The sequence below is a fragment of the Frankia alni ACN14a genome, from assembly GCF_000058485.1.
GTDB lineage: Bacteria > Actinomycetota > Actinomycetes > Frankiales > Frankiaceae > Frankia > Frankia alni.
Genome location: NC_008278.1, coordinates 239,862 through 264,311, shown reverse-complemented (window position 1 = coordinate 264,311; position 24,450 = coordinate 239,862). Strand labels below are relative to the sequence as shown.

Below are 24,450 nucleotides of genomic sequence, written 5' to 3'. Positions count from 1 at the left end.
CGGAGACGGAAAATGAACCGTTCGCCGGCCGACCGCTCACTCTAACCGACCGACCGCGTACACGACGGCCGGGTCGGGCGAGCATGGACTTATATGTCGAACAGGGCCTCGCCCGGCGGCGCGGCGGCGGCCGGCTTGGCGCGGGAACCCTTCTTCCTGGCGCCCTTCTCGTGCAGCCCGGCGGCGACCTCCTGGGCGTACCGGGCATGGTTCAGCTCGAGGAGCCGGTCGAGCACCTCCCGCTGCGCCCACGGCCCGATCGTGTACCGCGTGTACTTCCCGGCCGGGTGATAACCATGGTCGAGCCCTCGGTCGATCATGTCGTCCCAGCCATAGGCCCGGAAGGTAGCCTCGTCGATAAGCCGATGAATCTCCCGCAACTCGACGATATCGGCATCCTTACAAGCAGGATCGAACACCAGATTGTACGTCTTCGTCAACCCCGACTGCCGCCCCAACATAACCTCCCGCCGAAACCCATCAAGCCGCTCCCCGAGCTCCCGCATCTCCGACGCCAGCTCCGGCAACGGAAACGTCTCGAAAACATCCGATGGAGTATACCGAAGATCACCCTTTAGCGACGACGCCCAAGAATCTGCCCACCAGTAGTGGTGCGAACTGCTAAGGAGGCTCATGCTCGCTGCACTATCAGTCGCGAAAACCACTGTTGCGTCGCTCATAATCTGATCGCCTGACACAAAGACTGGGAGTACCGTCTTACTATGACGCGCGATCACTAGGACACGGTCAAGGCCTGATGCAAGCCGAAACAACTCGGTAGTTGGTCGCTTGAAGATCCACCATCTTTCGCGAACTTGTTTAATACTATTTTTCTCTCGTTCGGGTTTGACTAGACGAAGAACTTGATGATAGCAATCGAGATAAGACCTCGCCTTCGATTCAGGCCAATCCCGGAAGTAAATGATCCAGCGACTCGCCTCTACCGTAGGGCTCGAGTTTAGATCGTCTCCTCCGAGATACGGAAAAAGAACATCTCTGTTCCTTGGCTCCTGCCGAATCAATCCGACGGCAGACTCTGGGCTCATGGTAAAACCCATGCCAAGGACGTACGTACCGTAGAATGCGATCTTCTCATTTGAAACTAGCCGCTTCGGAGACCCGACAGATCTAGATTCAGCATCGAGGAGTGTGGTAATGCCAGCCACTTGGCGTCCATCGGCAACACACCCGGCCGCCTCATTTACAGGTGTCTTCGATATCCACACAGCGCAGTATTCCAAGGTTACCGCACGCGAGGGCCATGCTTCACTCTTGATCGACCGACGGATAGTAGCACCGGCCCTAACGAGTTGATCGAGTCCAACCTCGCGAGTATCACCCTGCGCCAACGTGTTCGTGGCTATCAAACCAAACTGGCCAGAGATGTTGACAAGCATAGCCGACCGCAAGGCGAAGAATGCCACTAGATCGGCATTTCCTCTCGTTGCACTCGCAACGACATCGATCAAGAACTCGCGATAGGAGAATCCCGATGAGCCAGTTATGCGGGAACCATGCAAGAATGGGGGGTTGCCGATGATAGCGTCAAAGCCGCCCTTTTCGAAGACCTCGGGGAAGACCAGAGGCCAGTGGATGGGCTTGCGGGCAAAGCTGCCCTTGACGTGGTCGGTGGCGAGCCAGCGGGTGATCTCGCGCTGGGCTTCGTCCACGTCCCGGCGGCCCTCGGCGATGTCGGCGGCGAGTTTGGCGGCCGTCTCGGAGGCGATCTTCTGGCCGCGTTCGCCGCGGCCGGCGTGGGCCAGGGTGGCGCCGATCAGGGCGTCGGCGAACAGGGTGATCTGGGCCGTGCGCGCCTTCGCGTCGTCGAGGAGGGCCTTCTTCTCGTCCAGGCCGTCCAGGGACGAGCCGTCCTTCTCGACGAGTTCGCGGCGTTCCGCGGCGACGTCGCGGACCAGTTCGCGGATGCCGGCGGTCCAGCCGAAGATGTCGGAGTGGATCTCGCGGCCCTTGGCCGGGTCGAGGTGCATGTATTCGAGCTGGTCCAGGGAGGTGATGCCGAGCAGGGAGTCGCCGGCGACGAGTTTGTCGTCGAGGAAGGTGAAGGGGCGGCGGGTGTCCATGGAGACCAGCCACAGCGACAGCTTCGCCATCTCGACGGCCATCTCGTTGATGTCCGCCCCGTACAGGCAGTGCTCGATGATCTGGCGGCGGGCCTCGACGACGACCTCGTCCTCCTCGGCGTCCCGGCCCAGCCACTCGCCGGTCTCGTCGTGCCCGGGCAGGTTCGCATCCGACCGTCCACGGGCGCGGGGGTCGCCCTCCAGCGTCCAGGCCTCGACGAGCCGGGCGCCGAGGTAGCGGGCGGCGGCGACGAGGAATGCCGCCGAGCCCATCGCGATGTCGGCGACCTTCAGGGCGAGGATGTCCGTGCTGGACCGCAGCTTCCAGGCGGTGGTGTCGGCGGTCTGCAACGGGCCGGGCGCGTAGACCAGCGGCTCCAGGGCGTTGTTCGCGACCTCCTCGGCGAGGAAGCGCGGCGTGTAGTGCGTCCCGGTGTTCTTCCGCAGCGGCGACTCGGTGACGTACAGGCCGCTTTCCAGAATGACCACCGGCTGGTCGCGCAGGTCGCGGCGCAGCAGGCCGAAGAACGGCAGCAGCCGCTCGGCGGTCGGGTAGTCCCCGCGGGTCACGGCGAGCAGGGCCTTGCGGGCTTCCTCCCGTTCGGCGTCCTCCAGCGGGACGAGCCGCTTCTCGATCGCCTTCGCCGAGCCGAGGCCACTCGCGGCGTACGTCTCGGCGAGGGCGGCGGCGAGCAGCGGCCGGCCCCGGTGCCGCGACGCCAGGTCCTCCAGCTCGGACAGCGTCGCCTCGGCCTCCAGGCCCTCCTTGCCGACCAGGCCGACGACGACCTCGCCGGCGCCGGCCCGTTTCGCGTCGTAGGACAGCAGGCCCTCGTAGACGTAGCCGATCTGCTCGACGTCCAGGGAGCGGAAGCTCAACGTCCGCCGTTCCCGCGACCGTCCGGAGCCGACCTGGATGTACTGCACGGCGCGCAGCATGTGCAGCACCGTCCGGTCGTCGACGCCGAGCGGCAGCCACGGATGGGTCGCCGGGTCGAACAGGGAGCCGCCGTGGGCGTGCATCCGCAGCCGGGGATGGTCGACGCCGGTGTAGACGGCGGTGAACACCGCGCGCAGCCGGTGCCAGGCCGCCGTCGACTGCTCCAGGTCGTCCTCGGTGGCGCCGTCGGAGAGCTGCTGCTCCAGCTCCGCGCACAGCCGGCCGACCGAGTACGTGCCCGCGTACAGGTCGTTGTCGGCGGGCAGCAGGCCGCGTTCCTCGGCGTAGAGCAGGAACACGATCCGCATCATCACCGCGACCGCGCCGCGGTAGACGTCATGCTCGCGGACGTCGCGCAGCCCGACGCCGCCGCGGGCGCCCTCGGCGACGTGCCAGCGGCCGAACGCGGCGACCAGCAACTCCACGGCCTGGCGGACCTGGACGCCCAGCGCCTCGGTGATCTCCTCCTGGCTGCCGAGGCTCGCCTTCAGCAGCGGGACCAGCGTCTCGGAGTCCGGCACCCCGAAGAACCGGCGCCGGCACAGCAGCGAGACGAACGCCCGCACCACGTCCCGCTCGGCCGCCTCCGGCCAGGACACGGCGTCGAACACCGCCGTCGTCGTCACCCCGCCGCGCGGCGCCCAGACCAGCGCCCACTGCCGGCCGTTCGTCACCAGCGCCAGCTCGACGCCGTGATGCCGGCAGGCCAGCGCCGCCCGGTCCACCGGGGTCGCCGCCCACGCCTGCCCGGCGATCCGCCCCGTCGGCGACTGCCCGGGCGCCACGACCAGGCCGAGCAGCCGCACCGCGTCCGGCTTCACCCCGGCACCGGCACCGGCGACGTCGACATTCGGGTCGACGAGGACGAAGGACGGGACGACGCGGGTGTCGTGCTGATCGATGTCCACGGCAAGCGCGGACAGCGGGTCGGCAGCCCCGGTCTCGGTCTCGGTCTCGGCCCTGGCATCGGTCCTGGCATCGGTCCTGGCATCGACAGTCCTGGCATCGACAGTCCCGACGTCGAGCCGGCCGGCGGCCTCGGGCCAGACCAGGGCGTCGCCCCAGCCGAGCAGCTCGGCGAGCACGAAGCGGGCCCAGTCGCGCTGGCCGGCCGCCGGGGCGTCCAGCCAGGCGGCGTGTTCCCGACGCAGCCGCTCCCGGGTCTTCTTCTCCAGCGCGTCGAGCGTCGGCCAGACCCGCCGCAGCACCGGCAGGCTGAGGAACGGGCCGCTGACGTCGATCAGGCTCAGCCAGTCGCGATGCTGCGCCGCCCCATCCTGGACCGGGGGACGCCGCCGCCCGGAACCGCCGGGCCCACCGGAGCCGCCGCGGCCGCGGCTCTTCGTCCCCGCACCCGCCGTCCCTGCGCTTGCCGTCCCCGCGCTCATCGTCCTGCCTCCCGGGCCGGCACAACCAGGACCACCGCGACCGGGAACTGGTGCTGCTGCGGGTCACGGTAGCGGCCGGCGATCACATCAAGCTCCCGTTGCTTCTCCCGTTCCAGCCGGTGCAGGCGTTCCTCCCAGGACTGCCGGTCCTTGCGGAACTGGGCCAGCTCCTCCCGGCTCCTGGTGAGCTGCTCCAGGCTGAACAGGACGCCCTCCTCGTTCTCGGGACTGTCGAGCGCCGCCTTGAGCGTGCCCGCGAACTGGTCCAGGATCGCGGTGATCCGGGTCTCCTCGGCGCTCTGGCGCTGGGCCAGGATGCGGGTCAGCGACTCCTGGCGCGTCCTCGTCCGCCAGTTCAGGGCGGAGAGCACGCCCTCGCGCGCCGCCGGCCAGCGCTCGGCGAGCCGCTCCTGGGTCTCCTTCGTGACGGGACGGCCGGCGGCGAGCGCCGAGGAGACGATCTCCCCGAGGACGGTGAGGTTCTCCAGTCGGCGGAACCGGCCCGCCGCCGGCAGCCAGCCGCCGGCCTGCAACACCTCCTCGTGCAGCCGCACCCCGTCCGCGCCGACCAGCACGAACCGGGAGAACGCACCGACGAGCACCTCCTCGCAGCGTGGATCGTCGGTCTGCACGGCGGTCACCCGGTGCAGGCCGACGTCGGCGTTGGAGACGGCGCCGCGCAGCAGCCGCGTGGACATGTCCACCAGCCGGTGGCCCAGGTGGGCGAGTACGACATCGTCGCGGCCCCGCGCCACCGCCGCGTCGAACGTGATGGGCAGCTGGCGCGGCGGGGCGCCGTCGCGGTGCAGCTTCTCGGTCAGCCCGGCCGAGGCGCGTGCCCAGGAGCCGGTCAGCGTCGGCACGTCGAACATCCCGTCGCCCGGATCGCTGTCCGGCGCACCCGGGAAGTAACCAGGGAGGTGATCGCCGAACAGGTCGCCGCGCTCGTCGACATGCGGCGTCAGCCGCTGCTGGCGGGCGAGGTCCAGCGCCGTGCTCACCACCCGCTGCACAGCCCGTGGGGTGATGCCGAGATCGCGAACCGTGTCGTCCAGGGTGGCGCGCAGTCGGCGCACCTGCTCCCGCACGTTCTCGGCGACCGGGACAGCCTCGTCCTTCGCGGCCGCCGCGTTGATCGTGACGTCGAGGTCGGCCGGGTCGGCGACCCGTTCGCCGAGCATCCGGCGCTGCACCCGATCGGAGAGCACCGCGTTCACGGACCCGAGGTCGGCCTTCATCTGCGCGACCTTCTTCACCACCCGAGAAAGGAACTCCAGGTCGGCCTCGTAGGAGTCGACCGCGCCGGTCCACCCGGAGCCCACGAAGTGGCGAATCTCCGGGGACTGCCGCTGGCCGTACCGGTCGATCCGGCCGATCCGCTGCTCCAGCTTGTTCGGGTTGAACGGGATGTCGTAGTTCACCAGCCGGTGGCAGTGGTTCTGCAGGTCGATGCCCTCACTGGCCGCGTCGGTGGCGAGCAGGATCCGCACCGGGTGCTCGCTCGGGTCGGCCTGGAAGGCCAGCCGGAGCTGCTCGCGCTCATCGGTGGGCAGGCCGCCGTGCAGCAGGCCCAGCCGCTCGCCGCCGAGCCCCTCCTGGCGCAGCAGGCCGGCGAGCCAGATCTGAGTGTCGCGGTACTCGGTGAAGACGACGACCCGCTCGTTCAGCCAGAGCTTCCCGTCCGGCCGGCAGACCGCCGCCAGATAGTCGAGCAGTGCGCGGGCCTTCGCGTCCGGCTCGGCCTCGTGGGCGTCCCCCCAGCGCTGCATCCGTTCCAGCAGCGCGATCTCGGACTCGGTGGGGTCCGGCTGCATCAGGCGAACCCGGTCCAGCGCGTCGTCCTCGGCCTCGGCGAGCTGGGTGTCGTCGAGGGTCGCGACATCGTCGAAGTAGTCCTCCAACCACTCCGGCACCTCGTCGAGGTCGTCGTCGAACCCGCCGAGGCCGCCGGAGACCTGCGAACCGCCGGCGGAACCCGCCCGGCCCGGCCGTCCCTGCCGTGCCACGAGGGTCTCCCGGTAGACGACGACGGTGTGTGCGAACGCGGCCGGGGAGGAGAACAGCCGCTTCTTCAGCAGCAACGTCACCAGGTCGGTCGCCTTCCGGCCGCGCTCGGTGTTCAGCCGGACCCGGCGCAGCGCGGAGAACTCCTTGAGCAGGCCGTGGATCTCCCGCTCGCTGTCCGGATAGACCACCGGCATGTCGATGGAGCGGCGCAGCTGGAACCGCGGCGTGCCGTCCGCGTTCTCGATGCCACCCTTCAGCCGGCGGACGACCACCTCCTCGACCGCCTTGCGGTCCGGTGCCACCCCGCGGGCGAACCGCTGGTCGTCGAGGATCTCCAGCAGGGCGGTGAACGACGCCAGGTAGCCATTGTGCGGGGTGGCGGACAGGAACAGCCGGTGGGTGAAATGCGGGGCGAGCCTTCGGATCAGCTTCGTCTGCTGGGAGTCGACCGCGTAGACTTGTTTCGGCGCGGCCGGGGCGACGTGATGCGCCTCGTCGAGGATGAGCAGATCGAACGTGCGCGGATAAGTCGGCTGGCCGTCGCCGGGCAGCACCTCGTCGAGCAGCCGCTGCGCCTTCGGGCCGCGCAGCCACGGCAGGCTGACGATCGTGAGCGGATAGACCTCGAACGGATTCGCCGCGCTGCCATGCGAGCGGCGGACCGCGGCACACCGCTCCGCGTCGATGATGGTGAACTCGCGGCCGAACTTCTCCGCCATCTCGTCGCGCCACTTCAGGGTCAACCCGGCCGGACAGACAATCATGATCCGCCGGGCCCGATGACGCAGCAGCAGCTCCTCGGCGACCAACCCCGCCTCGATCGTCTTACCCAGGCCGACGTCGTCGGCGAGCAGCAGGTTCACCCGCGGCGCCTCGAGGGCCCGGGCCACCGGCTCGAGCTGATAGTCCTCGACCGCCACCCCCGAGCGGAACGGAGCCTGGAGCCGACGGGCGTCCGCCGAGGTCACCGCCGACCAGCGAATGGCGTCGAGGAACGCCGCGAGCCGTTCCGGCGAGTCGAAGCCGCCCCCGGTCACCTCGGGCAGGGAGCCGCTGGGCAGGATGCGCCGGCCCGGTTCGACCTCCCAGATCACCTCGATCGTCTGCCCGTACCGACCGTCCTCGACGCTCTGCAGGGTGACGAGGGAACTCGGCACAGCCGGCCCCGAGCCGTGCCGTGCTCCCGCACCATCCGGCGCGGTCTGGGCGTCCGGCGCGGCCTGGGCGTCGGTCTCCGCGACCACCCATTTCTGTCCACGCACCTCGACCAGCGCCCCGATGCCGGGCAACTCCGCCCCCGCCGAGATTGCGCCGTCACGAGACCACGCACGCTCCGTAGTCGAACCCAGCATCCTCATCCCCCTCACGGACAGCCCGATCATTCTGGCAGGACACCGAGCCACCCCTCGCGCCTGCGGCTGCCCGCCAACGTCGGACACCCACACATCCCCGACCAACCAGACATCCAACGAGAGTCTAGCGACTGTGAATTCAGTTCACAAGCCAGCGGGTGACTATCGCAGTGCCTCCAGCGCCCGAAGCTGCGCGGGAGTGCCCGACTCCGCGGCGTACTCGAGCAGCTCGTCGAAGGTGGGGACCAGCACCTCCAGCAGGTTCGCCACGGTGGCGACCGAGTCCTCGAACTCTGCCCGGCCGAGCCCGTACCGGCGGGAGATGGCCAGGGCGCGGCTGCGCACCGCCGTCGCCCGCGTCTGCTCGTCGTCGCACCACAACTGCAGAAAGTAGGTGTCCTTCACCTGGAAGGAGCCAAGCCGGTAATACGGTTGCCGGGCCGCTGGGCCGAACGTCTGGGACGGCAGCGTCGCCCGCCACACCCCGTTCGGCAGGTTGGTCAGTACCGCCTGGCCCAATCCCTGAGCACGCAGCCATTCCACCCAGATCTGACGTGGTTCGGCGCCGCGCTCACCCACGAGGGTGTGCACCACCTGTGGCGCGTGGCGGCACAGCTCCTCGAGGAACCGGTCCCGGTCCTGGGCAGCCTGGGTGAAGGCCAGCACCGTCGCCCCGTCGGCCAGGACGAGATGGGCCGGCAGCCAGGCTGGGGCGTTGCTCACCGGGTGCAGATTCCGCAGGCGGCGCGGCACGTTGAACCGGTCCCGGTCCGGCCGCGAGCCCACCGCCCGCACCGCATCGTCGAACTCGAACGGCCGTGGGGACGTCAGCGGCCTGAACCGATCACGCCGGTCACCGGGGTTCCCCTCGCCGTCCGGCACGATGCGCACCGAGCCGTCGTAGTACGCCCGCGGGAAGGGGCGGTGGGTGAACGCGTCGAAAAGCAGAAGCTGGCGGCTCTCCTTCAGCACGTAGCGAACCCCGTCCCGGACCGAGGCGCCGCCCAGCTCGGTGGGCCACAGCACTCCTGCGTCGCGGCCGTCCCGTTGGAGATGACCGATGTGGAGGAGATGCTCGATCCCTCGGGCCACGAGTGATCCGGACAGTCCGAAGAAGCGGGCGAGCTCGTCCTGCGTCTGCAACCGGCCTTCGACGACCCCCCGCAACAGATAGTGGTCGACGACGTCGAAGGGCTGGCTGTCCTCGAACGTGGCCTGAACCTCCACCTGCCAGAGCGGCCAGCGGACCGAGAAGATCCGCAGTGGACGGATCTCCGGCATCGCCATGGTCAGCTCGAGGGCCCGAAAGGCGGGAAACAGCAGCCAGTCGCCGGCGCCTCCCGCCGGGGCGGCGCTGCCCGCCGGGGCGGCGCCGGCCGGGGGGCGGCTCACCGCGGTTCCTCGACGGTTCCGCGCAGGCGTGCCTCGATCTCCCGGGAGCCGCGCAGGTCCCCCACCGCAGACAGGGCTGTTCTCAGCTCCACGATGAGCTTCGCGAAGCCGGCGTCGGTGGAGCTGCCAAGCGTGTCCAGATCTCCGACGAGGACGAGCTGCCGGCGGGTACGGCTCATCGCGACGTTGAGGCGGCGCAGTTCGCTCAGGAATCCGACCGATCCGGTCCGGTTGCTGCGAGTGAACCCATAGATGATCAGATCTCGCTCGTTGCCCTGGAACGCGTCCACGGTGCCGATGTTGTCCTCGACGTTTCCCGGCCCGCCCAGCCTGGAGATGAGTGTGCGCCGCAGGAGCTGAACCTGCTCCCGATACGGAACGATCACCGCCCAGTCGCGATGGTGGCCGGCGTAGCGGGCGACCAGGGTGGCGATGAGGTTCGCCTCCAGCCGGTTGCTGATGCCGCCGTTCGTGCCGGCGCGGCTTTCCTGCCGTTCCCGGGGCGGCCGATCGGAGGTGTCCACAAACGCCAACGGACTGGTGAACAGCGGATCGGGCCCGGTTCCGGGATGCTCGGTGGTGAGCACACCGCCGTAGAAGGAATGCGAGATGAACGTCGCCACGGTCGCGGGCATGCGGCGTTGGGTCGTCAGGGTCACCCCGTGCTCCGCGCCGAGCCGCTCGAAAAGCCGCTCGAACTCGCTGCGCTCGACGATGTCCCGAGTCTCACTGATCACCGGGGCGGACAGTTCCGCGCCCGGAGCGAGCCCCTTCGCCCACCGGGCGACCTCGCTGTCCAGGTACGGGGGAAGCTGATGGTGATCGCCGACGAGCACCGCCCGGCGGGCCCGGACCAGGGGGACGAGCAGGTCGGGCAGGGCGATCTGACCCGCCTCGTCGACGATGGCGAGATCGAAGGACAGCCCGGTCAGCAGCTTCTTCGTCGAGACACCGATACAGGTCGCGGCGATGACGTCGGCGTAGCCGACAAGTTCGTGCTTGAGCTCCTCGTCCGCGGTGGGGACCCGGCCCCGCCAGTCGGCCAGCAGGGATGCCCGGGTGCGGGCGAGACCGACAGCGTCGAGGAGGCCCTGTTCGCGCCGTTCCCAGCCAGCGACGTCGTCGGCCTCCCCGTCGGGAAAGCCGGAGCCGCAGCCCGCCAGCTCCAGCCTCGCGCGCAGCGGCTCCGCGGCCCGCGCCGCCTGGGTGAGCGCGCGTTCACGGTCACCCCAGGCGTACTCCCGCTCCGCCAGCAGCCGGGAACCGACGCTGTCCCGGGCGACAAGCATCGTGATCTGTGCCAGCACGCCGTCGCGATCGGACCGGGCGGCGGCGAGTTCCTGCTCCGCCTCGTCGACCCGGACCTGCGCGGCCTGCAGGGCCCGCTGGCGTCGGGCGACACCTCGACGGTGAATCGCCGCCCACCAGCCGGGAACGCGTCGGCCGGCCGCCTTGGAGTGCCGCAGCCGGGCCCGGGTGTGACGTTCCTGCCTCCTCGCCGCCTCCGCCGCCAGCCGCTCGACCGTGGTCTGGGCCGCCGCAATCTGCGGTTCGAGTGGGGCTCGGACCCGCCGGGAGATGTCGTCCAGCTCGGCATCCCGGCTCCGGACGACCACGTCGGACTGCTGCGCGGCGCCGATCTGCGTGCGCAGCAGCGCCAACTGGACCCCGGCGGCATCGCCGGTGCCCCCCGCCCCGGAAAACGGCTCCAGCGCCGAGACGATCGGTTCCGTATACCGCAGGAGGTTGTCCTTCAACTCCTCCACCTGGACCTCGGCGGTGAGTTCGCGGGCCGGGCCGGTCAGCGCCTCCGGGTTGCCGACCCGCACGCAGCGCAGCAGGTCGGCCAGACCTGCCAGGACGTTGTCGACGGCCCGATTGCTCTGCGAGGTGACCAGGATGCGCCGCGGGCCCCCGGCGCCGGCCCGGGCGGCTGCCGCCTCGGCGACGGCGATCTCGGTGATGGTCCAGGTCTTCCCGGTGCCCGGGGGGCCGAGCACGAGCAGCAGGTCCGGTTCTCCCAGCGCCCGCTGGTAGGCCTCGAGCTGGCCGCCGTCCAGCGGGCGGCTCGGAATCGCCGACCGGTCGGGTTGGGACGGCCGCAGAATTCGGTGCTCCGCCAGGGTCGCCAGCAGGCGGGGACTGGTCGCCTCCCCATCCCGCAGGGCGGCGACCGCGCCGAGCTGAGCCTTGTAGACGACATCGCTCGGAAGAACCGTCAGCGCGCCCTGCGCCGGGATGCGGGCGAAGTCGGGAATGCCGTCGAACCGAACCGTCACGTCGAGGTTCTCGCTGCGCAGGACCACGCCGCGTAGTTCCCGGTCGTCGTTGACCTGAACCTGCGCGCCCTCCGAGATCTGGTACGTCTCGGCCAACCGGAACTCGTACACGCCGCGGGCTGAGTACCGCTGTTCACGGGTCGCCCGCCGGGCCCGGTAGAGAAACGGTGTGGCGGCGAGCCGTTCCCGCTCCAGATCCCGAGTCCGCATGATGATCCGTTCGACCGTGTCGAGAAAGTCGAGGTGTCGAGCGGGCACCCGGGCGGACGCCGCCGCCGACGTCGCCAGCGCCGCCCAGGCCTTGCCCAGGACACCGGAATAGCTGCGGTGACCAGCCCCGATGTATCTGACGTGCGGATAGAGGGACCATTGCGGGCAGTGAACGCGCAGAAAGCCCTGGGCGAGACTCCGGTGATCCCGGAAGCCCCACCGGGCGACGTGGGTCACGATGTATCCGTCATCGCGGTTCGTCGGTCGTAGCAGCGCGACGTGGGTGTCGGTGTAGACGCGAAACGTCGTCGAGTTGTTCCGGTCCGTCTCCAGGCGGACCGGAACGCCGGTGCCGGACATCCGCCGGAGTTGGTCGACGAAGCGTTCAGGGTCGAGATCCTCGTTGCCCTGGACGCGGGCGCCGGCCAGTTGCTCAGTCACCCGCGCGCTCGGTGCGAGGGCGATCCCGCCGGGCAGGGTGATCGGGGCTGTGGCCATCAGTGCCCGGCCCGAGCGAGATGGTCCGTGCCGGCGCGCAGCGCGGGAATGAGCAGGCCCGGCCGGCCGGGTCGCCGGTCCGGATCGGAGTCGAGGGCGGCGAGGAGAACCTCGTCCAGTTCGGCCGGCACGTCGAACCCGAAGGCGCGCAGCGGGGCAGGCAGCCCACCGGCCGGCCGTCCCGTCAGACAGTGGTAGGCCATGGCGGCCAGCCGGTGGACGTCGGTGCGGAATCCGACCTCGGGGCGGTGGAACCCGAGACGCTCCTGCTCCGGTGCGCGGTACTCGGCAGGTCCCTCCCCGGGCCGACGACGGACGCCGACCAGGCCGAGGTCACGCAGGGTGGGGGTGCCCCTCGGGGTGGTGAGGATCACCCCGTCCGGCGTCAGGGCCCGATGACTGTGCCCGGCGTCGTGCAGCCTGGTCAGGACATCGGCCACCCGCTCGACGACGGTCAGCAGACCGACGGCGGTCACCTGGTCCAGCGGGCGGGCTCGGGTCGGGTCCACCGGGCCGAACACCTCCCGCCAGGTTCGGCCCGCCGGCCGGGCCGAGAGGACGGCGGCCTCCGCCGAGCTCACCCGGCCCTCGATCAGCCGGGGCAGGCCGTGCCGGCCGCCGATCCGGTCGAGTAGGCGTAGCTGGGTGTCGATCGCCGCCACGTGGGCATCCGCAGCCGAATCCGGCCGCCGGATCAGTACCTGTCGGAACCAGGCTGGGCGGGGCGGCGTGGCCATGACCGTGGCCGCTCCTGTCCGCAGGACCCAGGCATCGCCGCCACGCCACTGCTGCGGATCACCCTGCAGCAGGCAGTTGCGGCCGGCGATCCGGATCGTCTCGCCGCCCCGAGGCTGCTGATCGACCGGGCCGGGAGCCGCCGACCCGCCTGGTCCGAGATCCGCGGACGGGACGGCGATCCCGAACTGCTCGGCAGACGGCCGCGGCGACCCGCCGGGCTGCGGGTAGAACGCCGCGACCACCGCGGCCGCCTCCGGCCGGGCGAGTCGGCTCCGGAGCCCGGTCTCGTCCCAGCTGCAGATCTTCGTCGACGTCTCAGCTTGCCGGGTGCGTTTCCAACCGTCCCACCACAGGGTGGTGGGATGATCCATGGAGCTGGGGATGCACAGTATCCACTCGTCGATCCGATAGCCGGATGCTCGGGCATTCTTCTGCGCCGAGGCAAAAGACTCCTCGATCTGGCGGCGATGCTTCCCCACGACCCGCGGCATGAAGTACTTCGACTGCCAGACGATGATCCCGTCGTCGAGCCGACCGAGAAAGACGTCGATGCCGCCGTCCCCGGGGTTGGGGCTTATCCGCCGGGCGCCGGGATGCAGGGCATCCACAAGCTGGGCGATCATCATCTCGAAATCGCCCCGGGCCCCCTCCTCGCTGCCGGTATTCAGCTCGTGAGCGCGGAAGTTGACCACGATCGGATCCCGCCGCGGGCCTGGCACGTCGGATCGTTCCTCCTCGGGTCAGCGGAGTTGGATACCGGAAGGAATCCTACCCGGTATCGCCGCGTTGCTGGAGCGGTCCACTTCGGAGGAATGATCTGCGTCCACCCGTGGTACCCACAACGGCCCACCGGGCACGAACGGCTTCGCGCCGCGCGTTAACCGCCGAGTCCCTACTGACTGCGCCCGTATCGCCGCGAGAACGTCCGGGTCGGTCGGGATCGCCCGTCGCGGAGCCTGCGGCCGCTGAGCCAGCCGAACCATCCGCGGTTGCGGCTGGACGCGGTGATCGTGGAGGCCAGCGGCGTGGCCGACCCGGCGCACCTCGCCAGGCCCATCCGGTTCAGCACCGGGGACCGCGTGCGCCCCGGTGGACTCGTCGACGTGGTCGACGCCGCCGCCTACTTCGACACTGTCGAGCCCGGTCCGTACCCCGGGCGCCACGCTCGGACCGACGTCGGCCAACTCGGAACCGGTCTCATCGGCGGCTCCATGACCCGTCCCGCGCGTGTTGCATCTTCAGCGGCATGCGGCGGACACTTGCGCATTCGTCGACTTCTCACGCTGGAGGGGGTTCCGGATGCTCCGGCCGGATGCGGAGCCCGGCGAAAACCACGTCGTAGGCGCACGGTCGGGGGAGCCAGCCGACTCTCCCGACCGAGACGACCGAGACGACCGACATCTCGGCCGTCTGGTGGACATCCTCGACGCGGCGCCCGGGTTCGCCGGCATGGCGGCACGGCGGCTACTGCAGGACAGGATCGCCCGACGCCTCGGGCCAGGCCGTCGGCTGCACCTGGCCGAGTACGACGTGGCGCGCCTGTGGTTCGTCGCGCTCGTGGAGCAGCTCTCCGAGGAGCCGGACGGGCTCAGCGCGCTGTCCCGTGCCGTGGGCGACCTTCGGCCCGGCTCCCGGCTGGCGCTGGAGGTCGCCCGCATCGCCGCGGCCGTCGGCCCGCCGCACGGCCCCACCGACACGGTCTTCGGGACCGGCGAATCCCGCTAGGCGTCAGGTACAGGGCCGATCGGTGCGCTCGGCCGGCTTGCCCTGCGGCCGCATATTGCATCAGTGCGCTCACCCGGGCGAGAATAGGCGGATATTCGTCGGCCCTGGTGCGGGTCGGCGCCGTTCGCGGCGGGGCTTCCGGATGCCCTTGGCAGGGGGGCTGGGTGCGCACGCAACCGTGCGGCGAGGCAGGCGGCTTCTGCCGCATTCTCGGTCGACCGGGGAACGTGTTCGACCGCATGCTGCTCCTCGACAACCGCCGCCAGGTCCTGGAGGTCGCCTTCCGGTTCACCGCCGGCGCCGTCCACGCGGCCGGCCGACGCTGAGCACCGGCTGCCTTTCATGTCGTCGGCCACGTCAGCCCTGCCCGGACCATCGGCATCGTTCCGGCACCGGCGAAAGGGCCGTCGACCCGACACCGCGCGGGCTACCCTAAGCAGGGCATTCGGTGTACCAAGCAATGTCGGCGGCTCGGGTGGCAGAATCCACGCGCCGCCGAACGTGTCGCGACCATGCGGGGGCATCGTGACCGAACGCGGTATGTCGTCTTCACAGCGCGACAAACTGCGGTCCGACATCCTCGTCCACGTCGTCAACTGCCTGGATGCCAGCACCGACCTGTACAGCCCGGCGGCGCGAAACCTGCTGATCAGCCGCTTCGAGCAGCGCTCCGGCCAGCGGGTGTTCATCCCTCATTCCGACGTGACCCGAGACTGGTGGTTCCGCTTCGTCGAGGCCTGTCTCAACGACCTCGACAACAGGTTCGAGGAAAGGCGCGAGTACCTGGCGAACGGGTTCGCGAGCCTGGTGGACGCCATCCACGACCTGCGCCCCGGCTCCGTCCTCGTCGACCTGCTGCTGCGCCTGCGCGACGAGTGGGAGGCCGCGGAGGTCGCCGACGAGGCCGGCGGCCTGTGGGATCTGCTGCGGGAAGAGCTCGCCGACATGCCGGCGCGGCGGGTCGTCCGCGCCTTCCACGACGCCTGCCACCCGGCGCACCCGCCCGCCCACTGCGTCGACGCGTGGCACCTGTTCCTGTGGGCGGCCAGCCGCGAGCCCGAGCCAGCCCGGCTTCCGTCCCACGCGAGGTTCCTTCTGCAGTGCGCGCACGTGCTCACGCCCGGCACACGCGTCCGGGTCGAGGCGTGGCTGCGCGGTGAGGCGCACCGGTCGGGCCTCACCCACGAGCTGAACCAGACTCAGCTCGCGGTCGGCCGGCCGGGCCACCAGCGCACCTATGTGGTCTCACTGAGCTTCCAACCGGTCGGTCCGTCACCAGAGGACCACCTTGCGTCCGCGCGGCTGTACGGAGCGGACCACGAGGTGCGGCACCTGGGCACTCCTCGGATGGCTCGCCCGGGCGGCTTCGAGGAGATCGCCGCCGGCGTCGTGGACGAGGCAGAGGAGATCCTCAAGGAGGAGACTCCCCTGAGTGAGCCCGTCAGTCTGGCGGTCGAGGTCTTCCTGCCCCTCACCCGGATGGATCTTCCCGTCACGAGCTGGCGCCGGGAGTCCGACGGCGACCCTCGGCTTCTGATCGAGGACCACACGGTCGTCGTGCGCAGCTTCGAGCGCACACGCCAGCGCGGGCCGTCGCTGCGCCAGCGGCGCAGGTGGGCCCAGCTCCTGCGGCCGAGCCCGCCCGCAATGGCGGCGGCGCACGCCGCGGACCTCAAGGAATTCGAGCTGGCCAGAAACGACAGGATCGTCGCGGTGGTGCTCAGTGGGCCGCCCACACCCGGTTCGCCGGCCGGAAAGGAACTCGCGGACGCGCTGCGGGAGGGCATCGGAGTCGTCGCGTGGCAGCATGCCGACCCGGATCGGCCGGCCACCGACACTGCGCTGCTCGACCTCCTCACCCGCGTCGACGCTCACTCGGGCGTCGGGGCTTTCACAGGCGTCGACGCTCACGCGGACGTGGATTCACTCTCGAACGTGTTTCCGCTGACATTGCCGCGGCGGTTCCGGGAGGAGAATCTCATCCGGCTGGAGCGTCGGCTCCCGGAAACCGCCGGATCCGCGAATTCCCGAGACACCGCGAATTCCCAGGACACCGCGAACGCCCGAGACATGGCGAACTCCCGAGACATGGCGAGGCGTCGCGTGGCAACCCTGCTGTGGGAGGACCTCCGGCAGGACACCGGCCAGACGGCCCCACCCTCGACCGCCCCGGTGAACAGACGGCCAGTGGAGGAGCCCAGATGATGGTCGACGACCACCGGGCAGGCGGGGCGGACGGTGCCCGCAGGCCCGACGCGCCCCCCTGGTGGCTGTTCCGTGGCACCGGTGAACCGGTCGACGGGAAGCTCCCCTGGCCGCCGGCCCCGGCATGGCGGCGTTTCCCCGCCCCGGCGCACGAGGGCGCCGCACCGCCCGGAGACGACGACGCGATCGCCCGCCACCGCCGGGCGATCGCCGCCCTCCTGCTCGGCCCCGAGCAGATCGCGGCTGTCAACGTCGGGCTGCTGCTGCGCCGGCCGCTGCTGGTCACCGGCCCCCCGGGGATGGGCGGGGCAGGGCTGGCACAGCTGATCGCCCGCGAGCTCCGGCTGGGGCGCGTCCTGCGGTGGACCGTCAACAGCCGGACCACGCTACGCGAGGGCATCTATGACTACGACGTGCTCGGGGTGGCCCACAGCGCGCTGCTCGAGCGCCCCACCGAGCCCGCGGGGGAGGCCGGCGGCCTCTCCGGCCCGCGCGGCTCCGTCGGCGATCACCTCGCTGACCGCCCGGCCGCGGGTTCACCGCCGGTTCCCCGGCACATCCGCCTCGGGCCACTGGCCACCGCGCTGCTCCCCCGCGTCCGCCCACGGGTCCTGCTGGTCGACCGGTTCGACCGCTGCGGCCACGACCTGCCCGACGATCTGCTGGACGTGATCGAGGAGGGCCGCGTGGTCGTGCCCGAGCTGGCCAGGTTGCCTTCGGCCGACGGGCCGTTCAGGGTGGCCGTGGACGATCCGGGCGGCCATGCCGAGGTCGGGGACGGGGTCGTCGCGTGCGCGGAGTTCCCGGTCATGGTGATCACGAGTAACGGTGAACGGGACTTCTCGCCGGCCTTCCGGCGCCGTTGCGTGGCCGTCCAGCTTCCCGAGCCGTCCCGCGACGAGCTGGAGGCGCTGGTGGCCGCCGAGTTCGGCGCGGATTCCCGGGCCGCCGCCCTGGTGGAGCGGTTCGAGAACAGCCGCGGCGCGGGCGCCGAGCTGACGGTGGACCACCTGTTCGACGCCCTGCACCTTGCCTCGGCCGGTGTTCTCGACGAGGACGCGGCCAGGACACTCGACGCCGTGTGGGGGCGTGAGTCCGCCGGCTCCGCGAGGAGACTGCCGGGGAGGTTGCTGTGACCCGGTGGGCTGACGACCGCGTCGGCGTCGGCGAACAGCCAGATCAGCCGGACCAGCCGGACCAGCCGGATCAGCCGGACCAGCCCGACAAGCCGCTCCTGCGCTACCTGCCGGGACCGGTCCGGGTCGACCTTCCGCCGGCCGTCCGCGATGAGGACGCGTTCACCCGGGCGCTGTCCCCGCTCGTCGACTCCGAGCCCGCCCGGTCCCCGGGGCCCGCCGTCCTCGACGAGGAGGCGACCGCTCTGAGCCTGCTCCAGGGCACGGTCGCACCCTCGCTGCTCGTGCGGCCGACGGAGGCACGCTGGGAGCTCGCCCTGGTCGTGGACCTGAGCCCGACGTTCTCGGTGGCCTGGGCGGACGCCGTCCCTGGCCTGGTCCGGGTCCTCGCGCGCCAGCCGGCTTTCCGGGATGTCGTCGTCGCCCATCTCACCGCCGACGACCAGCAGGGGGGCGCGCCGCGACTGCGCGGTGAGCCGGACGGCCCATCGATCGGGTCGCCGTCCCGGCTGGTCGGGCCGGGCGGACGGCGGATAGTCTGGCTGCTCACCGACGGGCTGGGTCCGGCCTGGCGCAGCGGCCGGATGTCGGAGGTCCTGGCCGGCTGGGCGGTCTGCGGACCGGTGGCGGTGGTCAGTGTTCTCGCGGCACATGTCTGGGACCAGACCGACCTGGGCGCTGAAGGGGTACGGATGCGCGGCGCCGGGCAGCGCGCCGCGGGACAGGTGCTTTCCTGGAATCACAGCGATCTGTCGCTGCTACACGGCGACGTCGACGAACCGACCGGCCGGCAGACGACCGGAACGACGACACCCGTGCCGGTCCTGGAACTCGATCCGTCCTGGATCTGCTCCTGGGCCCGCTTCGTCGCGGCGGACGAGCCCACGTGGTTCGAGACGATCGCGGTGGTCACCGGGTCCGAGCGGAGCCCACGTCGGGAGGATGCGGCGCAGACGCCGGCTCCGGCTCCGGCGGAACGCCTGACCGAGTTCTTCGCCCTCGCGTCCCCGGCGGCACGACGACTTGCGGGTCTCCTGGCGGCTGCGCCCTTCCTCGACCCGCGGGTTCTGCGCACGGTCGCCGGAATCGCCGGGGCCGAGCGGCGCAGCATCTCCGAGGTCTTCGCCTTCGGGCTGCTCACGGTCGACGGCCCGGCCTTCGCGGTTGATCCGGAGGTCCGGCGGAGGCTTCGTCTGCTGGTCAGTCGAGGCGACGTCGACCGGGTCGGTCGGGCGGTCCGATCCGCCCGCGGCGCCGGCCAGGCAGAATCGCTCGGCACCCCGCCGGTCGCCGACCCCCCCGCCGCACCACCGCCGAAGCACCTGGGCGCCCTGGCCGGTGGTCCGACACCGCCACACAAGCTAGACACCAAAGGTGACGATCTCAATACTATGAGCAGTATTGCTGGAACGGATCTTCCGAGATCCAGCGCAGACGCGACCTCGACGACGGCGGCCGGCGCGGAGGTGACCGGCGGCGAGACCAACGCCCCACCAGGAGGACCACCCGTGACTTCAGGCACCACCCTCCGACCGACGTCGACGGCGGGTCGGCTGCCTCGGGTCTGGGGGAACGTGCCACCGCGCAACCCCCACTTCACGGGTCGGGAGGACCTGCTCACCGCGTTGCACTCCCGCATCGGCGAGGGCACGACGGCGGTCCTGCCCGAGGCGCTGCACGGCATGGGAGGGATCGGCAAGACCCAGCTCGCGACCGAGTACGTCCACCGCCACCTGTCCGACTTCGACCTCATCTGGTGGATCCCCGCCGAGCAGACGGTCCCGATCGGCAACGCCCTCATCGAGCTCGGACAGGAACTCGGACTGGACGTCGGCACCGAGGCCAACGTCGCGGTCCGCCGGGTGATCGAGGCCCTGCGGATCGGCGATCCGTACGAGCGGTGGCTGCTGGTCTTCGACAATGCGGACGACCCGCAGGCGGTGCGCAGGTTCTTCCCCGCCGGTCCGATCGGCCGCATTCTGGTCACCTCCCGCAATCCGGCCTGGATCAACGTCAGCGGCCAGCTCGAAGTGGCCCTGTTCAAGCGCGAGGAAAGCATCGAGCTGCTGCGCAGCCGCGGGGCCTCGCTCGCCCATGCCGACGCCCATCGGGTCGCCGCCGCCCTCGGGGACCTGCCGCTCGCCATCGAGCAGGCGGCGACCTGGCTCGGCGAGACCGGGATGTCCGCCGACGAGTACCTGGGGCTGCTGGAAGACAAGCTGACCGAGCTGCTCGGCACCCCACCGGCGGATTACACCCTGCCGGTGACGGCGGCCTGGAACATGTCGCTCGACCGACTCGCCGAGAACAACGCCGCCGCGCTGGAGCTGCTCCAGGTGTGCGCGTTCTTCGCGCCGACACCGATCTCCCGGCAGCTCCTGTCGCGGGCTCACAGCGAGACGATCTCCCCGGCTCTCGACGAGGCCCTGCGCGACCCGGTGAAACTCAACCGGGCGATCCGGGACATCAATCGCTATTCCCTCGCCCGCATCGACCATCGGGACAACTCCATCATCATGCACCGTCTGGTGCAGAAGGTCCTGATCGACCGGATGACGGAGAACCAGCGGGGAAAGATGAAGCACGGGGCCCACGTCCTGCTCTCCGCCAGCGACCCGAACGACGGGACCAACCCCGGCCTCTGGCGGACCTACGCCGACCTGTATCCGCACGTGGTCGCCACGAACACCGAGGAGTGTGACGACCCCCGGGTCCGTCAGCTGCTGCTCAATCTGAGTGACTACCTCTGGTGGTGGGGCGATCATCAGGTCAGCAACGACTTCTCCCGGAAGGTCCGCGCCGCGTGGCACGCCGGCTTCGGTGAGGAGGACCCCTACAGCCTGCAGATGGGCCTGCGGTTCGGCTGGGGCCTGGCGACGCTCGGCCGCTACACCGAGGCCGCCGAGGTGAACCGGCGGACGTTCGAGCTGTCGACCCGGGTCAACGGCCCCGACGCCGAGCTGACCATCGTGCTCATGGGCAACATCGGGGCCGACCTGCGCGCGCACGGCGAGTTCACCGCCGCGCTCGACGTCGCCCAGGACGCTCACCGCCGTGCCGTGAAGGCGTTCGGCCCCGACGATCCGGCGACGTTGAACACCGCCCGCAGCGTCGGCGGCGGGCTGCGGCTGCTCGGCCGCTACGCCGAGGCCGCGGCGCTGGACGAGGACATCTGGCGGCGCTCCGTCCTGCTGTACGGCGAGGACAACGCCAACAGCCTGGCCGTCCTGACCGGGCTGACCATCGACCGCAGGGAGCTCGGCGACTACCTCGGCGCCCGGGCGGCGCAGGAGGCCATCGACGCCCGCTACCGGCGGCTGTTCTCCGAGTCGGCGGACCATCCGGCACGGCTGTACTCCAGCCTGGACCTGGCCGTGGCCCACCGGAAGGCCGGCGACCACGACAGGGCGCTCGCGCTGTCCCGGGACGCCGAGCAGCGCCTGACGAACCGCTACGGGGAGGAGCACCCGTCGTCGCTGGCGGCCGCCCTGAGCCTGTCGATCGACCTGCGGCACGCCGGCCGGCTCCACGAGGCCCGCGAGACCTGTGGGCGGACCCGCCGGCGGTACGCGGAACGTCTCGGCGACACGCACCCGTACACGCTGGCCGCCCAGGTCAACCTCGCCGTCATCGACCGGCTCTCCGGCCAGACCGACGCGGCGTTCGACCAGAACGAGCAGACGCTGGCCGCGTTTGCTCAGCGGCTCGGGGAGACGCACCCGTCGACGCTGGCGTGCGCCACGAACCTGGCCAGCGACCTGTACGCCCTGGGACGGTTCCAGGAGGCGCACGACCGCGACCTCGTGACGCTGGCGTCGTCGACCGAGGTGCTCGGGGAGGGTCACCCGTCCACGCTGGTCGTGGCCGCGAACCTCGCCCTGGACCTGCGCGCGCTGGAGCGCAAGGACGAGGCGCTGGAGCTGCAGGCGGCCACGCTGACGCGCGTGGACGCGGTGCTCGGCCGCGATCACCCCGCCAGCCGGCAGGTGGCCGCCGGGGTGCGACTGGACTCCGACGTCGACCCGATGCCGATCTAGGAACCTGCGGGCTGGGCCACCACCGGCAGCAGCCACTCGGCCAGTGCCGGCGACGCCGCCCTGCCGCCGCCGCGCGCCACCGCCGCCGCGACGGCGTGCACCAGCTCGGGCCGTTCTCGCAGCACCCGGCCCGCCGGCTCGTCGTCGCCGATGGCCAGGCCGAGGCCGACCAGGGCGCGGCGATCCCCGCCGGTCCGCGCCAGCTCCGCCTCGTAGAGGCGCCGGGCGCGGGCACGGTCGCCCGCCACGAGGGCGCAGTCCGCCCGGCTCGCGCCGCGGTAGGCACGGTGCGGCCCGTCCCGCTCGAGCCGGCGGAACTCGTCCCGGTCGGCCAGCCACAGCCGGGCCAGGCAGGCCCTGGTGTCCAGGGCACGCGCGCCCGGGTCGGGCACGATCCGGGTGGGAACGCCGACGGCTACCGGGTCGGCGCCCGCCGACCAGGCCTCGGCCAGATGGCGGACGGCGGCCGGCTCCGGCGCCCGGTGATGCACGCGCCACAGTGCCTGGCCGTCCACCACCGCCAGGTCGGCCAGCCGTCGGGCCTCGACCGGGACCGGCTCGGAGATCCACCCCTGCACGGTCGTCGCGATCCCGGTCAGGAAACGCCGGCCGGGCGGGGTGAGCGGGCCGGTCCGAAGCAGGTCGGTCGCGGTGTCGAGCACCGCCCGGCGCCAGAGCGCGAACTCGAAGTGGGCCAGCATCGCGTCCGCTCCGACCGAAAGCCGACGCTGGGTTCGCCAGAACTCCGCGACGCCGAAGAACGCGTAGACGCCGTGGAGCGTGCCCAGCGGCGGACGCGGATCGTCCCGCCAGGGCGCATACCGCGGATCGGCGGGAGCCGCCGGGTCGACGAAATCGCCCACCACGTGAAGCAGCGCGTCCAGGACGGCGTGCCGAAGCTCGTGGGCAAGCATGGCGGCACCGTCCAGCGCGTCATGCGGCTCGGAGAGCTCGACACCGCCGATGGCGTCACCGAAGGTCGCGCTGAAGGACCGGAAGCGCGCCGCGCAGGGAACGGGAACGACGGTGGAGAGCACGATGCCGACGCCCGCGGCGAGCTCGGCGTGGCCGTCGCGCAGCACCCGCCAGGTGTCGGCCAGGCGGCGTTCCCAGCGGGCGAAATCGGCGGCCGGCAGCCACACCGGCGCGGCGGCCCGGTTCACCAGGCGGTACGGGTCGGCGTCCTCGATGACCACACCGACGGCGCGCGACGTGCGGGTGGGATGCCACTGCACCGCGGCGGCTGCGGTGCCCCGCACCGGGGGCTGCGCGGGATCGTCGGTCCAGCCGTCTGTCCAGCTGCCGCCGTCGGTCCAGCCGTCGCTCCCGACGCCGCGGCCCACCATGGCCCGGCCCGCGGATCCGATCACCTCCGCACCGTCCACCCCGACCCGGACCATCGCCGTCTCCCAGGGCTCGCCGGCCGGAAGTCGGGTGTGGCCCAGAGTGGGAAGGTGCACGACGCCTGCGCGGACCGGCACCGCGATCTCGGCCGGGACACCGACCCGGACCGCGGCCGCGGCCGCCAGGGCGTGCAGATAGCCGACGTCCACCCACAGCGGCACGTCGTCGTGCGGCCGGGCGCGCAACCGACGCAGCAGCCTGGCGGCCCAGGCCCCGGCGAAGGGCCGGTCCAGCACCGCGTGCACCATCGCCCGATCGCGCCGTTCCAGCGCGATGAGGAGATCCCAGGCCTGGTCCGCCGGTGTCAGCGGGGCTGACGCCGCGGGCTGGTCCCGCAGGAGGTCGAGAACGGCGCGAAACGCCATCCGGCGATGGCTGATCTCGGCCTCCGCCAGCCGCCGGACGATGTCGGCGTCGAGCGTGCCGAGCGCAAGAGCGTCGACGTCGGATGCCGACAGCCGGTGCGTGCCAAGGCGGGGACGCACGGCGGCCACCGGCACCGGCCGCATCAATAGTCCTGCCGGCGTATGGGAGGACAGGAATTGCCGACCGAGTTCCGCGCGGGTACGTCGAGGGAGAGGGTGTCGACCAGCCGCCGAACCCCTACCTGAAGCTTCTGGTCCGCGCTGTCCCGGAGCTGGTCCAGCCCTATCTCGCGCACGTCCGCGAGCTCCCACTCGTTCTCAGGGTCAGGCATGGCGTCCCCGTTCCTTTCTGACCGTTCCTCCCCGCCGCGGCCCGGACCGACAGCCACCGTTCCGCAGCGCGGGAAGAAAAGAAACGCCGTGGCTGAAGTCTTGCACATCCACCGGCATGAAGACGGCGCAACCGCGACGCCGACCGGGCGGGGATGGGGGCTGGGGGCTGGGGGCACAGCCTGAGGACGAAACGGCAGAACCCCCGCCAGGGGTCGGGGGCGGCCAGCGCCAGGTCGAGTATGTTTCCGCAGGCCGCCAGCTGCTCCGCGAAGGCCGCGGCGGCGAGGGCCGCCCTGGTGGGGAACCGCCGGTACACGGTGGCCGTCGCCAGTCCGGCGCGGCGCGAGATCTCCTCCATCG

Annotated in this window: 13 protein-coding genes and 1 pseudogene; 6 read left to right on the top strand and 8 right to left on the bottom strand. The window is 71.1% G+C overall.

What is annotated here, in order from left to right; translation table 11 throughout:
* Positions 1-89 precede the first annotated feature (89 nt).
* The 5 genes from FRAAL_RS01125 to FRAAL_RS01105 form a co-directional block, all read right to left on the bottom strand.
* Positions 90-4,229, bottom strand: a complete 4,140-nt coding sequence (locus FRAAL_RS01125) for an Eco57I restriction-modification methylase domain-containing protein (protein WP_231861448.1) — start codon at positions 4,227-4,229, stop codon at positions 90-92.
* A gap of 176 nt (positions 4,230-4,405) precedes the next feature.
* The gene (gene drmD / locus FRAAL_RS01120) at positions 4,406-7,768 is read right to left on the bottom strand and encodes a DISARM system SNF2-like helicase DrmD (protein ID WP_050996965.1); all 3,363 of its coding nucleotides are present in this window, start codon (positions 7,766-7,768) and stop codon (positions 4,406-4,408) included.
* 162 nt (positions 7,769-7,930) lie between these two features.
* Positions 7,931-9,160 (bottom strand): hypothetical protein, encoded by a 1,230-nt coding sequence (locus FRAAL_RS01115; RefSeq protein WP_011601505.1) that lies wholly within the window; start codon positions 9,158-9,160, stop codon positions 7,931-7,933.
* Complete coding sequence (locus FRAAL_RS01110; protein WP_231861447.1) at positions 9,157-12,090, bottom strand: DEAD/DEAH box helicase; 2,934 nt, start codon at positions 12,088-12,090, stop codon at positions 9,157-9,159. The genes FRAAL_RS01115 and FRAAL_RS01110 overlap by 4 nt, the downstream gene beginning before the upstream one ends.
* A 56-nt stretch (positions 12,091-12,146) precedes the next feature.
* Positions 12,147-13,604 (bottom strand): protein kinase family protein, encoded by a 1,458-nt coding sequence (locus tag FRAAL_RS01105; protein WP_011601503.1) that lies wholly within the window; start codon positions 13,602-13,604, stop codon positions 12,147-12,149.
* A gap of 246 nt (positions 13,605-13,850) precedes the next feature.
* Between FRAAL_RS01105 and FRAAL_RS34420 the strand changes: the two are divergent.
* The 6 genes and pseudogenes from FRAAL_RS34420 to fxsT all read left to right on the top strand — a co-directional run.
* Positions 13,851-14,039, top strand: a pseudogene (locus tag FRAAL_RS34420) (cobalamin biosynthesis protein CobW); the annotation flags it as partial.
* A 259-nt stretch (positions 14,040-14,298) separates the two neighbouring features.
* The gene (locus tag FRAAL_RS01100; RefSeq protein ID WP_011601502.1) at positions 14,299-14,610 is read left to right on the top strand and encodes an effector-associated domain 2-containing protein; all 312 of its coding nucleotides are present in this window, start codon (positions 14,299-14,301) and stop codon (positions 14,608-14,610) included.
* A 164-nt stretch (positions 14,611-14,774) separates the two neighbouring features.
* Positions 14,775-14,936 (top strand): hypothetical protein, encoded by a 162-nt coding sequence (locus tag FRAAL_RS32610; protein WP_157734266.1) that lies wholly within the window; start codon positions 14,775-14,777, stop codon positions 14,934-14,936.
* Positions 14,937-14,952: 16 nt separating this feature from the next.
* The gene (locus FRAAL_RS01095; protein WP_162137447.1) at positions 14,953-16,815 is read left to right on the top strand and encodes a VMAP-C domain-containing protein; all 1,863 of its coding nucleotides are present in this window, start codon (positions 14,953-14,955) and stop codon (positions 16,813-16,815) included.
* Positions 16,812-17,951, top strand: coding sequence for a MoxR family ATPase (locus FRAAL_RS01090; RefSeq protein WP_157891947.1), 1,140 nt, complete (start codon positions 16,812-16,814; stop codon positions 17,949-17,951). The genes FRAAL_RS01095 and FRAAL_RS01090 overlap by 4 nt, the downstream gene beginning before the upstream one ends.
* Positions 17,948-21,988, top strand: coding sequence for an FxSxx-COOH system tetratricopeptide repeat protein (fxsT, locus tag FRAAL_RS01085; protein WP_011601499.1), 4,041 nt, complete (start codon positions 17,948-17,950; stop codon positions 21,986-21,988). Before FRAAL_RS01090 ends, fxsT begins: the two co-directional genes overlap by 4 nt.
* On the opposite strand, the gene FRAAL_RS01080 is transcribed toward fxsT, so the two are convergent.
* The 3 genes from FRAAL_RS01080 to FRAAL_RS31125 are packed head-to-tail and all read right to left on the bottom strand — an operon-like array spanning position 21,985 to position 24,448.
* A complete protein-coding gene (locus FRAAL_RS01080) occupies positions 21,985-23,901 on the bottom strand; it encodes an HEXXH motif domain-containing protein (RefSeq protein ID WP_157891946.1) in 1,917 nt (638 codons plus the stop codon). The genes fxsT and FRAAL_RS01080 overlap by 4 nt on opposite strands.
* Positions 23,901-24,089: a hypothetical protein gene (locus FRAAL_RS33420; protein WP_041938642.1), complete on the bottom strand. Its 189-nt coding sequence runs from the start codon at positions 24,087-24,089 to the stop codon at positions 23,901-23,903. The genes FRAAL_RS01080 and FRAAL_RS33420 overlap by 1 nt, the downstream gene beginning before the upstream one ends.
* Positions 24,041-24,448, bottom strand: a complete 408-nt coding sequence (locus FRAAL_RS31125) for a TetR family transcriptional regulator (RefSeq protein WP_011601497.1) — start codon at positions 24,446-24,448, stop codon at positions 24,041-24,043. The genes FRAAL_RS33420 and FRAAL_RS31125 overlap by 49 nt, the downstream gene beginning before the upstream one ends.
* Positions 24,449-24,450: the final 2 nt, after the last annotated feature.